The 15,131-nt window shown below is 45.0% G+C and carries 12 protein-coding genes; 7 read left to right on the top strand and 5 right to left on the bottom strand.

The window, feature by feature from the left end; all coding sequences use genetic code 11:
* Positions 1–313: 313 nt before the first annotated feature.
* The 3 genes from AC08OG_RS14960 to AC08OG_RS14950 form a co-directional block, all read right to left on the bottom strand.
* Entirely contained in the window at positions 314–2,299 is a 1,986-nt protein-coding gene (locus tag AC08OG_RS14960) for a site-specific recombinase (RefSeq protein ID WP_482929835.1), read from the bottom strand.
* Positions 2,300–2,545: 246 nt separating this feature from the next.
* On the bottom strand, positions 2,546–3,610 hold the full coding sequence (gene pstS, locus AC08OG_RS14955) for a phosphate ABC transporter substrate-binding protein PstS (protein WP_482929834.1): 1,065 nt from the start codon (positions 3,608–3,610) through the stop codon (positions 2,546–2,548).
* Positions 3,611–3,838: 228 nt separating this feature from the next.
* Positions 3,839–5,677 (bottom strand): metallophosphoesterase, encoded by a 1,839-nt coding sequence (locus AC08OG_RS14950; RefSeq protein ID WP_482929833.1) that lies wholly within the window; start codon positions 5,675–5,677, stop codon positions 3,839–3,841.
* 339 nt (positions 5,678–6,016) lie between these two features.
* Here AC08OG_RS14950 and AC08OG_RS14945 point away from each other — a divergent pair, with 339 nt between their 5' ends.
* Positions 6,017–7,477 (top strand): phospholipase D-like domain-containing protein, encoded by a 1,461-nt coding sequence (locus AC08OG_RS14945; protein ID WP_318989662.1) that lies wholly within the window; start codon positions 6,017–6,019, stop codon positions 7,475–7,477.
* A 234-nt stretch (positions 7,478–7,711) separates the two neighbouring features.
* Here AC08OG_RS14945 and AC08OG_RS14940 read toward each other — a convergent pair whose 3' ends face one another.
* The gene (locus AC08OG_RS14940; protein ID WP_292358287.1) at positions 7,712–8,998 is read right to left on the bottom strand and encodes an MgtC/SapB family protein; all 1,287 of its coding nucleotides are present in this window, start codon (positions 8,996–8,998) and stop codon (positions 7,712–7,714) included.
* 242 nt (positions 8,999–9,240) lie between these two features.
* On the opposite strand from AC08OG_RS14940, the gene AC08OG_RS14935 reads away from it, so the two are divergent.
* From AC08OG_RS14935 to AC08OG_RS14910, 6 genes are all read left to right on the top strand, one after another.
* Positions 9,241–9,495, top strand: a complete 255-nt coding sequence (locus AC08OG_RS14935) for a DUF1488 family protein (protein WP_292358285.1) — start codon at positions 9,241–9,243, stop codon at positions 9,493–9,495.
* Positions 9,496–9,535: 40 nt separating this feature from the next.
* Positions 9,536–10,156 (top strand): uracil-DNA glycosylase family protein, encoded by a 621-nt coding sequence (locus AC08OG_RS14930; protein ID WP_482929832.1) that lies wholly within the window; start codon positions 9,536–9,538, stop codon positions 10,154–10,156.
* A 119-nt stretch (positions 10,157–10,275) separates the two neighbouring features.
* A complete protein-coding gene (locus AC08OG_RS14925; RefSeq protein ID WP_292402858.1) occupies positions 10,276–10,551 on the top strand; it encodes a TehB family protein in 276 nt (91 codons plus the stop codon).
* A gap of 99 nt (positions 10,552–10,650) precedes the next feature.
* On the top strand, positions 10,651–10,971 hold the full coding sequence (locus AC08OG_RS14920) for a hypothetical protein (protein ID WP_292358280.1): 321 nt from the start codon (positions 10,651–10,653) through the stop codon (positions 10,969–10,971).
* 284 nt (positions 10,972–11,255) lie between these two features.
* Positions 11,256–11,552: a DUF1840 domain-containing protein gene (locus tag AC08OG_RS14915; protein ID WP_292358278.1), complete on the top strand. Its 297-nt coding sequence runs from the start codon at positions 11,256–11,258 to the stop codon at positions 11,550–11,552.
* A gap of 154 nt (positions 11,553–11,706) precedes the next feature.
* Positions 11,707–13,281 carry a cation:proton antiporter domain-containing protein gene (locus AC08OG_RS14910; protein WP_482929831.1) on the top strand — a complete coding sequence of 525 codons (1,575 nt, stop codon included), beginning with the start codon at positions 11,707–11,709 and terminating at the stop codon, positions 13,279–13,281.
* A 52-nt stretch (positions 13,282–13,333) separates the two neighbouring features.
* Here the strand turns inward: AC08OG_RS14910 and ycaO are convergent, their stop codons facing one another.
* Entirely contained in the window at positions 13,334–15,076 is a 1,743-nt protein-coding gene (gene ycaO / locus AC08OG_RS14905; protein WP_482929830.1) for a 30S ribosomal protein S12 methylthiotransferase accessory factor YcaO, read from the bottom strand.
* Between the last annotated feature and the right edge of the window lie 55 nt (positions 15,077–15,131).

Raw genomic sequence — 15,131 nt, 5'->3', positions numbered from 1 at the left:
TCAACAGCCTTCAGGCAACTTGCTCATTATTCCGAAATTTTGCATCAGAGTGAAAACGCACGATCATTTGAGAATAAATCAGCCTTTCGTTGAGTCATTACGCTATCACCAAATTATTCTGTGAATCATTATTTGAGATTGTAATCTGGCCTAACAGACCGTTATCGGCCTATTCCAATAGCAATAGAAAAAGTATTCGTAAAGCTGCCAAACGAACCTTTGCATGAGGTAACGATTTAGCTCGGACGACCATTTAAGGATCTTGAATATCCCGATGAATTTCAGGTACAGCAGATTTGAATTTGCAAAGAGTTCAGGACTTATTTTTCTTATCTTCTTTTAATGCTTGTTGAACCGAGGTGACCGGAAAAAATAAACGCAGCGGTTTTTCCTTAATCTGTTCCCATAGGCTGCTTAGCAAGACTGGAAAACGACTTATTTGTGTGCCGCGGGATCGTAATGCGACCATTAAGGCGAGTGAAAAGCTGACCCAGAGATTAACAAAACCTATCAATAATACGTAAAACAAATGGATTAAAAATTCCACTAAGCCCATCTGGGTGCTCAAAGCGCTGTAGCCTAAATTGGCAGATGAAAAAGCCACATGACGTATATCCAGTGGCAAGTCCAGCAAATAGCCTATATAGCCCGTCGTCCCCAGCAATACCCCAAAAAAGAAATTACCAGCTAGCGAGCCGTAATTGTCGTGCATATACTTTGCGAATTTATCCCGGCGTTGTTCTTTTAACCATTGTAATAATCGATGTTGCTGAAGGCGCATTTCTAACTCGAGGTAATCCGCTCGATTATCAAAATATCCGGCAATAATCCCTGAGCAAAACAACCACAAACCTGCAATTGCAGCATAAAACAGGGCGAGACCCTCGAAGGGGGCAATCGCATGCAGCTGGTAACTGACAGTCGAGGCATCTAGTAAAGGACTATCGGTGAACATAAAGAAACTGAATGCAATCACTGCCGCCAGCAAAATGGCTGTTGAAAGATTGCCCCAAACGGCTGCCCACTGAGAACGATTTACGTCAATCAATAAGCTGGCTAATTTGCGATGAGCAGCCCGTCCATTTTCACCTTGTTCAACTTCACTGGCAAAACTGGCTGCTGTCATGGCAGGTTGTTTGGTGGCAATGGTGAAATGTAACAGATGGATAAGGACAAACCCGAGACCATAGTTCAGGCTGGTGAGCACTGTTTCTTTTAATGGACTGAAGCCCATGTTCACGATACTGATTTTTAACAAAGCCATTAACGCAATAATAAAACCCGCACCGGCCGCTGATCGGAAAAGCGCATAAAAGGAGCTTTTACCACGGCTGATGTAATGTTCGCCATGATCACTTTTGTTCTCAGTAATACTGCGGGAGAGCATGGCAAGACTGTTGCGCATCAAGGCGTAGAGGCTGTTCTTGTCAATGGCCGAAACAATCAATGATTGCCAGAGCGCCAGACTTTTACGTTCTACTTCTATTGTTTCTGTGGTGGTTAAAATGGACATAATTTGTTCAATACGCCCCAGCGTCTGTTCAAGACGTTCTAGCAAATGTGCCACCGAGACTGAAGATCCTGCTGCCCCGGCGCCTTTGCGTCTCAAGCGTGAGACCTGTTCGCGACATTGATCCAGCATTACCCAAATATGTTCGGGATCATAGGCCGGAAGTTCAGGTTCCTGAATACGGTCGAACTCCGTTTGTGTAAACAGGCGTAGTTCACGTTGCAGACCAATAAAGGCAGAGTCAATATCGATCAGTCGCCGATCCATTCGAATCAATTCAGGTTCAAGTTCTTCGGCTGCAACCCAGATACCCAGCATTTCAACTGCATAAAGACATTGTTGGCGAAAATGTTTGACGGCGGTATTCAATGTCTCAGGTGTCGTGTGATCAACAAGGATTTGATACAGACGCAGCCATTGATCGTTGGTAATAGTGTCTAGCCATTTTTTATCTGATTGACGGTGAAACAGGAGAGTCAACACCCCTCTTGAGCTTTCGCGATCAATGGGGGGCGGATTAACTTTGTCATAAAGACGGGTCATGAACTCATTAAATACACCCCGCCGGGCAAAAATTCCTAAACTCACCAAAGCCGGATACAGGTTTAATTCAATTAGCCAGCTATGAAACTGCTGACCAAATTCTGCTCTCAGTTCTGGATTCGCTTCGATCATCTCCATAATGTCATCCAGTCGCTTTGATGCGTTTTCTGGATCGGTCTCTCTTAGCTGTTCGATGATGTCGATCAAAGCATCTAACAGTGGAGCCTCTTGTTTTAGGTCATGCATGAGACGTTCAGCGTTGAAATTGCTTGCCATTAAAATCGTTACTCGTTGAAAGAGGGAATTAAGTCATTACAGCTTAACAAAACCAGCATGATTTAACTGTTCTGTTCATATGAAGAAAAATTCATATCGAGAGATAAGAGAGGGGACAAAGTGTTATTGGTCGAGCTGGCATAAGCCAGAGCTAATGTGCTGGATGAAAGCTCCAAAGAGCCAGAGAAAATTGATATTTGCTTCTGACTCTTTGGTTCACTGGATAATATACAGCCCCAACTTTTCCTGTTCTGCCTGAATAATCTCTTTCGATAAAGGAAGGTAATGCAATGGAGCTGCTAATGATTGGCCTTCATTCAGCGTCCATTTTATAAAATCTCTTACATCACTGCCGATGCCAGGGGTTTCATATTTTTTCCGTATTAATGCCCAGGTATATGCGACGATTGGGTAGGCCGATTCTCCCTCAGGATCAGTAATGGATGAAACGACTTGCTCTGCTTCTGAATAAAATTCATCGACGAGTCCTATGTCGCCCGTCTCGTTATTGGGCAGAACAAATTTTCCGCTTTTGTTTTCCAAACTTGCGACTTTTAAGCCAAGGCGCTGAGCAAAGCCGAATTCAACGTAGCCGATGCTATTATTGGTAATTGCCAGGCGTTGGGAGACTCCTTCGTTACCTTTTGCTTCCATTGTTTTTCCGGGCCAGTCCAGTTTTTTTGTTGCTCCAAATATTGTTTTCCAGGCTGGGCTAACCGTCGACAGATGATTGGTAAACGCAAAGGTTGTACCACTGTTATCGGAGCGTGCAATGACCTGTATAGCGCTGTCAGGTAAATTGATATCAGGGTTTACTTCAAGTATTCGTGGATCATTCCAGCGGGTGATTTCACCAAGAAAGATATCTGTATACACATCTCTTGGAAGTTTGAGTGTGTCAGTTAGACCCTCTACGTTATAAGCAATACTGATCATGCCGGATGTGACGACGATTTCTTCAAAATTCTCATTTAAGCGAGCTGCTTCCTTTTCATTAATTGGCGCATCGGTTGTCCCGATATCTGCATCACCCGTTATAAACTGCTCAATACCTGCGCCACTGCCTATCGAATGGTAGCTAAACTTTGTGCCCTGCTCATAGGTCTGCAACACTTTTTCAAAGAATGGGGAGGCGAAGGTCGAGCCTGCAATGATTATTTCAGAACGGTTGTCATTAATCTCTGATATTTCAGCGGGATCATTGTTGGAGTCGCAGGCGGTAAGGCTTAATGACACTAGCGTAACTGCAAAATAGATAATGGATGTAATCAAACGATTCATTGTATTTCCCTTTAACATCAATAGGTTCATGCTGTTTATCTGGTTCAGCTAACGTTTAGCATGTACTGGGAAGATACATATGTATTATTACATATATATGTAAATCCATATGTTTTAGAGCGCTGATATATCCTGATGCGCTCAAATACATAGCAAATCCACGATTTGCTTATCGTTATGAGTCAGAGAGATGTATTGAGATACGAGGGTGTTTGGGGAATGCCTAAGCTAATTGCCTATTGAAAATTCATCAAATAACTGAACTTCCGATGCTGGATCCGCGGTATCGAAAACATAGCTTTTCACCGTGCCGGTGCCTGTATCCAGAATCGAGAACGTGGTGAGTTGGTTACTGGAAACAAATGGTAAGGCTGGAAGTGTCTTATCTATTAAGCTCATTGGGCTGAAAAGGCTGGGTTGGATCATTTGTCGTCCATGAGGATCGCCATTGGCAGCGTAATTCGCCGGATCCCAACGTGAGTTTTCTGAATTCAACTCTATCCAGAAGTTGGCTTTGCTGTTGCGATTGTTTTGTTGATATGTGTCGGTTGGATCATTGTAATAAGCCCCTAGTGTATTCCCGACATTGGAGGTTTCCAGATAATGCATATTGCCGACTTTTGTGCGGTTCCATAGATGTGAGTGACCGATTTGCACCAGATCAACCTGGTGTTTAAGCAATAATGGTTCAATATCTCTAAGCCAAATATCGTCTTTAAGTAGATATTGATAACGTATTTCACGGATGTTGGGCAGCTTAGGCAATACGGTGTTTTGCCAATCTTGCGGGCTGATGGGAAAAGTTAGCTCGGTCAGTGTGTCGATATTGTTTTCATCTGTTTCTACCAGTTGCATCAGTGGATTGGCCAGCACCGGTACAACATTATCGCCCAGTCCAAATACCCCTTGATGAGCGAGTACCACTTTGTATTTTGCCTCTTTAAATGCATCAGAATGCAACACACTTTCAAGCCATTGGTATTGCTCTGACTGGGTATCAAAACGCTCGAACATAAATTCGCCAAAGCCCCATGCATCAGGAGTTTGCAACTCGGATAAGGCTTCTACAAACTTGCTGCGATGCTGACCGCTTACATTCCATGATCGCCAGATCCGTGAAACATTCATCGAAATCAGAAAAACGTCCCCAAACGCCATGGCGTAATATTCTTTACCACCGGGACTGTCGTCCGGAAAGGTAAAAACATCCAGATAAGTTTGCTGATTATGCGAATTATCCTGAATCCATTGTGCTTTGCGTTGAGGATCATTGTCGGGATTGATTTGCTCTTTAAGCTGCCCATAAGCGATTTCGGCATACCAGCGCGGTTGAGGATCATTAAAGCTATTGTTCATTAGGTGATCAGATTGCTGAGGGAGAAAACGCCCCATCACTTCATGATTACCGATAGCAGCAAATAGTGGGACGTGTTGCAAAATTTCACCGCCGTTATAGACCGCCTCGGGTTTGAGTTGTTGATAGCGTCCCTGCAGCGTCGGGAAAAAGGGTGGTGCATCGTCTTCGAGTTGATCAAACCATTCTGATGCACGATCGGGAATATTGACCAGATCACCGGCAAAGAAAACCGCATCGGGTAGACCGATGGTTTCCACCACTTTCTGATAGTTAGCCGGAGAGTTGGTTTTTGATTGCAGATCCGAGGTGAGTAGAATTTTCAGTGACGTATTTTTTTCTGGCAACGGCGCGAGGCTATAGCTGTCACTGAGAAGAACCTGTCCCTCATCGGTTATGCTTTTCACCTGATAATTCAGCCGCACACCGGCCCTGAGTGACGTTGCCGTCGCTTCATGGCGGTAGACCTTTCTCAGTGTAAGAGTTTGATAATCCCTGCCAGGTTGGGATGAATCTGCATCCTCAAACATGCTGGTCATCTTGGTGGTTGTGGCATCAGCAATCAGTCCATCACCATAGTGCAGTTGATGGCTTTGCCCTGCAAAGTTGGTAAACCAGACCACATTGACTGAATCTGCCGTGGGCAGTTGTAGAAAGGGATCGCTCAGAAAATCGCTATTTTCTTCGATGCTTTCCGGTACTTTTTTGACCACTGCTACTCCTGACGCATGAAATCCTGATAAAAAAACGAAACCCGTGATGATAAGACACAATTGCATTAACTTTGTCGTCAACATCCTGCGCGCTCTCAGATAGAGTGTAAGTGAATTTTTCTATCGAGTATCGTTAAAGCTTGTTACCAAAGGATGATCAGGAGTTGATTTGGCTAAAATTTTTTGTAATGACTATTTAAACCATTGAAATATCGAATGTGATTTTTGAACAGCGCACAGCCATCAAGTATTCTTTCTCAACAAAACAAGCGTCATGGCGACGCAGTGCAGATGGATTTGAAATGGATAGATATGCCAAGTTAAAGGGAGCGTTGCTAAATGAAATTGTTTATTGCTGACAAGCCTACTCACCGTCGGCACTTGGGATTATGGTTGCTAACTTTGTTGATTGTTGTGTTGGTGGGCATGGGCTTTTACCACGTCTACAAACCGCTACCTCCCGGATTGGATATTTTTGCGTCCGAGCGCTCAGCCACCGATGTGCAGTTTTTGGCGGACAGAACGTTTACCAATATGGATGGAGAGCGCCATACCGAGCAACAGATATTCGATGCTGTTTTTGAGATGATTACCGGTGCCCGCCGGTTTGTGCTGGTGGATATGTTTTTATTCAACGATTTTCAGGGCCAGCTGGCGGAGACGCACCGCCCTCTATCTGACGAACTGACAGATGCTCTGATTGCCCAGAAAAGGCGCTACCCGACGCTTGATATACAGGTTATTTCCGATCCACTGAATACTCTTTATGGTGGACGCCCTTCACCACATTTTGCTCAACTTGAAGCGGCAGGTATTTCTGTCACATTGACCGATTTGACTCGCTTACGCGATAGCAACCCGGCATATTCTGCCTTCTGGCGTCTGTTTATTCAGCCCTTTGGCAATGATGAAGGGGAACTGTTGCCCAATCCTTTTGGGGAGGGACGGGTTTCGCTGCGGAGTTATCTTGCCATGCTCAACTTCAAAGCCAACCATCGCAAACTGATCATTGCCGATGATGGGACGCAACTTTCAGCATTGGTTACTTCTGCTAATCCTCATGATGGTAGTAGTGCTCACGGTAATGTGGCGTTGCGGTTTAATGGGCACGCAGCCTGGGATTTGTTTGAAAGCGAAGCAGCGGTACTGGAATTTTCGGATGCCCCCGTTCCAATACCTGAAGTAGCACAGATATCAGAGGCAAGCAGTAACGGTCTTACCGTTCAGGTGGTCACCGAACGCTCTGTTGAGCGAGCCTCAATCGATATGATTGATGGAGCCGGGCCTGGCGATAAGTTGGATATGGCGATGTTCTATCTGTCTGACCGCGACATAGTAACCGCACTGAAGCGGGCGGCAGAGCGCGGCGTGAGTATGCGGGTTCTGCTGGATCCCAACAAAGATGCATTTGGTCGGAAGAAAAATGGTGTACCGAATCGACCCGTGGCCCATGAACTAGTCGATGCGGGCATCACGGTACGCTGGTGTGATACGCATGGCGAGCAGTGCCATGCCAAATGGTTGATGCATCGAGGGTCTGATGACCAAAGTGCAATGATGCTTGGCTCAACCAATTTAACCCGTCGCAATCTGCATAACCTCAATCTTGAAACCAGTGTGATCCTACGAGGATCTGCTGGGGCTGAACCTTTGCAGCGCGGCCAGGATTGGTTTGAAGAGCGCTGGAATAACAGGAATCAGCGAAATTACAGCGTAGTTTATACCCAGTATGCCGATGAACGAATCTGGCCTCGTATGCTTTATCGCATTATGGAAGCCACCGGCATCAGCACTTTTTAAGTTCCTTTCTGGAAAAAGCAAACTAAATCGGCTTTTTTTAAATGGACTTGCATTTGCTAACACCAAATCAAAGTGAGTAAATCAGACTAGGGTTTCTCTTTACGCCATATATTGCAGCACTCCGCGGGCTTTCGGAGAGAGTGTAGAGCAGTTTTTCTAACGGATATTTAAGCGTATTGCCAAAAAAATTAAAGAAAAATTTTGATCAGTTGTAAGTTGAAAACGCAGGCAAATTTACATCCTTAAAAAAACCACCGCTAAACCGGAGGATAATGATAGTAACATCGGTATCAGTACACGTGTGCCCAATCCAACGGTTCCGATGCCAAGAGCCAGACTTGCTTTGAAAAGATTGTTAACCATAGCGGCGATAATAATTGCTAACACTGCAGTAGCCGCCATTAAATCCTCACGTGCCATGCGGGTCAGGGATAAGGTAATAGCATCCACATCTGTCAGTCCGGAAATAGCAGCCAGTAGAAAGACTCCTGCATCACCCATCACATTTTTCAACCATTCGCCGAGCAATAAAATCACTACCAGTAATAAACCAAAAAGCAGAGCAGAGCGTAGTTCCAGTGGATTCTGCCCTTGAGGCTGACTTACGTTAACTGAGCCGGAGTGTTGCCACCATATCAGTGCAGCTGAGCCATAAAGAAGGCCTCCCATTACGATGACAGGTATCAGCAACTCTTTCAGCAACGGTGGATAAATCAGTGCAGCATAAAGCAGAATGCGTGGGAACATAGTGCCGCATGCAATGAGGATTCCTGCGGCCAGGAGCGGGCTTAGCTGACGTGAGTTTGACTGTCTTGAAAGGCGTGAAAAATGTAAAGTTAGCGCAGTTGATGAGCTGAGACCTGCAAACAGGCTGGTAAACATGATACCGCGTGTCGAACCACCGAAACGCATAGCAAAATAACCGATGAAACCAATTGCAGCGATGAGCACCACCATCCACCAGATTTCTCTGGGATTGAGTACATCGCCCGGCCCAAACCCTTCGTTTGGCAATAACGGCAGCACCACCACGGAAATCAGCAGAAGTTTCAGTCCTGCGTCCAGTTCATTGGCTTCCAATGTTTTCAGAAAACGATGAATAGATTCTTTGTTATCTAGAATCGTTGCAGTCACAACTGCAGCGGCAGCTGCGATCACAGGTTGTCCGGCAACTACCAGCGCACCAAAGCAAAATGTCAGTACCTGACCCACCCAACTGGTAATACTGAAATCTTGCTGCTGTCGGTTTTGCATCAAAAACCCGGCAAGTCCGGCCAATGCAACCATAACCAACAATATTGCGGGTACCCAGTTACCCAATTCGCGGCCGAGTTGAACTGACAGGCCACCAAGCAAACCAAGGAGCGCGTGCGTGCGAATTCCTGCAACGCGTTGTCCTGCTGCTTTATCACGGGCGAGCCAACCACGTTGTAATCCGATTAAGGCACCCAGAGCTAGAGCAATACCGAGAGCAAAAAGGTCCTGGCTGACTGCGCCGAGAAAATCACTCAGTTGGTACATTAAAATAATTCCTGATTAATGACTGACAAGCATTATAAGCATCAGCTGGTACTCTTTAGTAAGCATTGTAATAATAATTAACAGTAATTAAAGATCAACGAATCCAAATAAAATCATGGGAATGCAATGCTTAAATTAAGATCCGTAAAATTGATTTACCGAAGATAACTTGTCAGTATAAATCCACAACTTACTTTGTTTCGCTTATTAAGCTAAAGCCTGAGCAACCAAAAGGAGATGTTATGGATATCGACTTTACCGGTGAATATTTGGTTAATGATCAAGATGTGACGTTTTATGCCATAGTCAATAATCAGACGGTGGCATGTATTGTTTCTACAGCGGCCCTTGATGAGTTGGCTGACCCGGATGATGAGATGGATGCTGAAACCGTGTTTCTGGAGCATCAATATAAATTTGAAGAGATTGCTGAGGGATTGATCCTCAACCATAAAGTAGTTGATGGCGAACTACATATTGATCGGGGTGAGTTGTAATTATTCTGTTTAAGGTTCACTGGCTCCGGGATTATTCGTTTTGAAAAAATCTGCCAATTGCCAAGAAGATGATGCGTTTGCATTGCTGAATGAGGTTCGGGGTTGTCGGATTTGTGCTGAGAAGTTGCCGGTTGAGCCACGACCCGTTTTGCAATTTCATCCTGCTGCACGAATTCTGATTGCCGGGCAGGCCCCAGGCCGAAAAGTACATGAAAGCGGAATTCCGTTTGATGATGCCAGCGGTGATAGATTGCGAGCCTGGCTTGGCATATCACGCGATGTTTTCTACGACGAACAGCAGGTTGCTATTCTGCCCATGGGATTTTGCTATCCGGGGACGGGTAAGTCAGGTGATTTACCACCCCGACCGGAATGTGCTCCGACGTGGCGTGACGACTTGCTGTCCAAATTGGAAAATATTCAATTGACCTTGGTGGTTGGCCAATATGCTCAGGCTTATCATTTTGCTGATAATAAGGCCTCACTCACCGAAAAAGTCTTAGCATGGCATGAACTATGGCCACACGTTGGGCCTTTGCCACATCCAAGTCCGCGCAATAATCGCTGGTTGAAAAACAATCCATGGTTTGAACAAACGTTATTACCGGATTTACGTCATCGGGTGGCCGAAGTTTTATCCTACTCGCAAGAGGCTACATAAGCTGGTCGTGGGGGAAATGCAAAACGACATAATTGAATGTTATATATAGTCGAGAATCGACGATTTTATATATGAATTTGCAGATTTCTGCATGCTCCGGTTCTATTTAAGAGGTAAAGATGATGAAATCGCTACCAGACAATGTTGTTGCATATAAACGCACGCCGGAATTTGATGAGAGCTCTATCCCCACCGGTTTACTGAACAATCACCAAACCAAGGAGGGCGTATGGGGAAAGATTGTGGTTGTAAGTGGAAAATTGCTTTATACCATTCAGGATCCATTCGAAGAAATCCTGTTGGATTCAGATAAATATGGTGTGGTGGAGCCCGCTGTTTTGCATCAGGTAAAACCGATTGGGCATGTCGATTTTTTTGTCGAGTTTTACCAGTAATGAGTATTACAAGTCCCTTTAACCAAAATTATTGTCGGCAAGATCGCATAACAGCGGATAATTGGTTGGTACTAGGGTTTATTAATTGGAGACAACAAAATGAAAATACTGGCATTAGTGGTAAGTCTGTCAGCTGCATTAGTCCTCACCGGCTGTGCAGTGAAAACTTCCGGTGTTAAAAAAGTTGGCCCTGATACCTATACGGTTTCAGCTGACCATCTGAATGCCTCCACGGCAAAAGCTTCTGTTCTTGAACAAGCTGGTGAGTATTGCGTCAGTCAGGGAAAAGAGCTACTGGTCACTAAAACCCTGAAACGGCAAAAGGTGAAATATTTTTATGATGTAACTTTCCTGTGTCTGGATGAAGGTGACCCACGGTTGGTAAGTCCGGAATACGAAACTACGGTTGAGCCGAGATAATCACGGCTATTCGTCATTAACAAATCCGGCAGATCGAATCGTTCTGTCGGGTTTGGTATGAAAGAGGTTAGATAGCAATCAGCCTCATTTTGCTCTATGGTTAACACAATGAAGTGATGTATTTGCCTCCGCATTTCTTGCGTCCATTTTCCCTCGCTTGATATACCCTGTTTTGCTTAAGCGTCGTTGATAAACCGCAAAAACTTTTCCGATACTTTAGCGCTGAATGTACTGACCGTGACGTGGTTATTTACAGCTCAATAAACTTTTAATGGAGAACTAGAATGATCGTAACGTTTAGCACCAAGGCTTACGCCGATATCACCATGTTTGGTGATGTGGCCAAAGATATGTTGAAGATTATGGGGCATAGCGGCACCATTCCAGGCGCCTTTCAGCCGCAGGACTTACCATCGGCTTTATCAAAACTGCAAACAGCGGTTGATTCCAGTAAAGCAGCTGAGCAGGATCCTCAAGATGGTGAATTTAAACCGGGCCTGTCACAAAGAGCATTACCGTTAATTAATCTGTTAAACGCAGCAATTGATGCCAATGCCGATGTTATGTGGGAAGGTAAATAAAACTATTCACAATTTTCTGGATTAACGCACCTTAACCTGTCAGAACGGACGAAACGAATAAGATCAATAGGCCCTGATATTTTGTGCGGTATGATTAACCTTTATTCGATATAACGATTGGCTTTAAATCAGCCAGCAGACGGGGAGTCATATCGTGGAACCGGCTTATTTTATTTATGCTTTTGCAGGTGGATTGCTGGCGATGATTTTACGCCTGCCACCACTGGCAGGATTTCTTGCCGCCGGTTTTTTACTCAACTATTCGGGTTATGAGCTAACACCAACGCTTGAGGCCATCGCCAGTCTTGGTGTGACCTTATTATTGTTTACCATTGGACTTAAGCTCAATATTCGCACCTTATTGCAATCTGAAGTATGGGGAGTGGCAAGCTTACATATCACCCTCTCAAGTCTTTTATTTGTAGGAATCCTCGGCTTACTCAAGTTCGGTGGTATTTTGCTGATGCAATCTACCGACTGGACAGCGATAGTGATTCTGGCCTTTGCCTTGTCATTTTCCAGTACGGTGTTTGCCGTTAAAGTCCTCGAAGAGCGCAGTGAAACCCAATCGTTTTATGGCCGCGTAGCGATTGGTATTCTGATCATGCAGGATATTTTTGCAGTGATTTTTCTCTCTGCCACTACGGGCACGATGCCGTCAGTTTGGGCTTTAGGTCTGTTTTTACTGATTCCGGCTGCCCCTTTTTTACGGCAATTACTGGATCGCCTTGGACATGGCGAAATGCAGGTATTGTTCGGCTTTGTGCTGGCACTGGTGGTAGGTTATAAGCTGTTTGAAATGGTGGGCTTAAAAGGTGATTTGGGTGCATTGATTATGGGTGTTTTGCTGGCACCGCATAAAACATCAGCCAATCTGGCGCGTTCTTTATTCAATATTAAAGAGTTGTTTCTGGTCGGCTTTTTTCTGTCGATTGGTCTGACCGCTTTACCGAGTTGGGAGCATGTTGGGCTGGCGCTGCTGTTATTAGTGCTGTTGCCGTTGAAAACCTTGTTGTTTGTGCTCATGTTCCCACGGTTCCGGTTACGTATCCGTACCTCGGTGTTAACCTCACTCACCCTGACCAATTATTCGGAGTTTGGTCTGATTGTGGCTGCATTGGCGATGTCTGAGGGCTGGCTCAGCAATGATTGGATGGTGATACTTTCTCTATCTGTTGCCATGAGCTTTGTAGTGTCAGCCATTTTGAACAACTACAACGAGCGGATATATCAGCTAAGCAAGTGCCGATTAACAGAGGTGCCGACAGACCAGTTACATTCGCATGATAAACCAATTGAATTGAATTCAACTCAGGTAGTTATTTTGGGAATGGGCAAGATCGGTCGTGGGGCGTATCAGCGTTTGCAGCAAAAATACGGCTTAAAAGTACTCGGTGTTGATAATGATCAAAATAAAATCAGTCGTTTAAATGAGCGATTCAGGATCGTAGAAGGCGATGCTGTTGACTCCGACTTTTGGAATAAATTGCTGATGAGCGATCAGATACAACTGGTGGTACTGGCCATGCCGCATCATGCCGGTAATGTGTATGCGCTTAAACAACTGAGAGGACGTGACTTTAAAGGCCATGTTGCAGCCATTGTGGAATATCCCGATGAAGTTGAGCGTCTGAAGAATCTCGGTGCTGATGAAGTATTTGAAGTCTATGAAGGCGCAGGTTTATCGCTGGCGGATCAGGCAATGCAGAGGATTGAGTTTAAAGACTAATTTGGACTTGTGGGCTGCTTAAAAGCAGCCCTGCCATTTTAAAAATTTTTCTCTATTTCCAATTTGACCGTTTGGCTTGCTGGAGTTTTTCATAGCCTGCCAATAACGCATTATGTCGTTCAAACCCTTCCAGGCTGAGGCCGGGGCAATGCAGATTGTGGAATAGTTTTTCACCTTCGACGATTTGAATGCCATCATCGACATTTTGCTGACCATACATTAATGCCAGGCCTTTGGTGTATTCAGCGTAATCACGTTCATCATCCCATTTGATTTCCAGCAGTGCTTTCAGACAACGGTAAAATAAAATATTCTGCTCGCTGCCCTGATCCAAAGCCAGACACCAGTCAATCCAGTCAATTGCTTCTTCATCTTCCAATGCCAGATAGAGCATGGCTTTGAGTTCGCCAAGACGAATATCTGCCCATAAAGTGCCGGGATCTGCGGCCAGCCCGATAAACGGTGCGACGGGAGTTTGATCGTTATAACCGCCTTCATCCAGGCGATCCAGAATATCCTGCCATTGTTCCGGGTCACCATCTTTCAGAGTCAGGAAATCCTCGCGGAATAATGCGCCTTCATTATTGTTTTCCCACACCAGTTCATCAACGGGATAAATATCCGACATGCCCGGCACCAGAATCCGGCAGGCGTAAACATCAAGGTGACTGTAATCGGCAATGTAGATATCAAATCCAAGTTGATGGATTTTATCGGTCAGGAATTTGAATTCGTCAGCGGTGGCATCATCATAATCCCAGTCGAAGAAATCATAGTCCGGTGTTTCACGGAAAAAGTCGTTAGAGATATAACCGCTGGAATCGATAAAGTGCATTTCCAGATTGGCGGGGGAAGCGACTTCATCGAGATCAAATGTTGGTGGGTGGAAAACATCCAGCTGATCCAGACCGCGTCCCTGTAATAGCTCTGTGACAGTCCGTTCCAGCGCCACTTCAAAACTTGGATGTGCCCCAAACGAGGCAAATACTGACCCGTCTTTAGGATTAATCAGTGTGACGGACATTACCGGAAATTGACCGTCCAGAGAGGCATCGGCCACTTTTAAGTGATAGCCATGATCACGCAGTTCCTGTAATGCCTGTTGGATTTTTGGATAACGGTTTAATACTTCATCCGGTACTTCGGGCAGACAGATACCTTCAGCAATAATTTTGTTTTTCACATAGCGTTCAAAGACTTCGGATAAGCCTTGAACCCGGGCTTCATTCTGGGTATTACCGGCCGACATACCATTGCTGACGTAAATATTGCCGATAAGGTTGACTGGAATATAACGAACTTCGCCATCACCAAGGCGTTGATAAGGCACTGCACAGATACCGCGTTCGCCATCGCCGGAATTGGTATCAAACAACATGTCCGGGGTCAGTTCATTTTCCGGATCAAAATATTTCCACAGGCTTTCATCCATCAAGCCTTCGGGCATTTCATCACCATCCATGTCAAACCAGCGTTCGTTGGGATAATGCACAAATTCACTATTGCTGTGATGTTCGCCCAGATAGAAGTCGGCAAAGAAATAATTGCAGCTGAGCCGTTCGAAATATTCACCCAACGCACTGGCAAGACAGGCTTTTTCGCTACTGCCTTTGCCATTGGTAAACATCAAAGGACAGGTTTTATCACGGATATGGACTGAATAAACATTGCTGACCGGGTTAAGCCAGGATGCTTCTTCGATATCAAAACCAAACGACTTTAGTTTGGCCTGCATGGTGGCGATACTGGTTTCCAGATCGCTGTCTTTGCCTTTGATAAATGTTTTCTCAGTCATGGTGGATTCTCACTTGGATAAAAAAGCCCCCAATAACGGGGGCTCTTTCAATTAG

It is taken from the genome of Methylophaga sp. F7 (assembly GCF_056863975.1).
The sequence above is the reverse complement of the archived record's forward strand: the minus strand, read 5'-3'. Positions and strand labels throughout refer to the sequence as shown.

Excerpts from the sequence above, each read along its gene's own strand:
- AC08OG_RS14960 (WP_482929835.1), bottom strand. The coding sequence starts at position 2,299 with ATGCATGACCTAAAACAAGAGGCTCCACTGTTAGATGCTTTGATCGAC.
- pstS (WP_482929834.1), bottom strand. The coding sequence starts at position 3,610 with ATGAATCGTTTGATTACATCCATTATCTATTTTGCAGTTACGCTAGTG.
- AC08OG_RS14945 (WP_318989662.1), top strand. The coding sequence starts at position 6,017 with ATGAAATTGTTTATTGCTGACAAGCCTACTCACCGTCGGCACTTGGGA.
- AC08OG_RS14940 (WP_292358287.1), bottom strand. The coding sequence starts at position 8,998 with ATGTACCAACTGAGTGATTTTCTCGGCGCAGTCAGCCAGGACCTTTTT.
- AC08OG_RS14935 (WP_292358285.1), top strand. The coding sequence starts at position 9,241 with ATGGATATCGACTTTACCGGTGAATATTTGGTTAATGATCAAGATGTG.
- AC08OG_RS14925 (WP_292402858.1), top strand. The coding sequence starts at position 10,276 with ATGATGAAATCGCTACCAGACAATGTTGTTGCATATAAACGCACGCCG.
- AC08OG_RS14920 (WP_292358280.1), top strand. The coding sequence starts at position 10,651 with ATGAAAATACTGGCATTAGTGGTAAGTCTGTCAGCTGCATTAGTCCTC.
- AC08OG_RS14915 (WP_292358278.1), top strand. The coding sequence starts at position 11,256 with ATGATCGTAACGTTTAGCACCAAGGCTTACGCCGATATCACCATGTTT.
- ycaO (WP_482929830.1), bottom strand. The coding sequence starts at position 15,076 with ATGACTGAGAAAACATTTATCAAAGGCAAAGACAGCGATCTGGAAACC.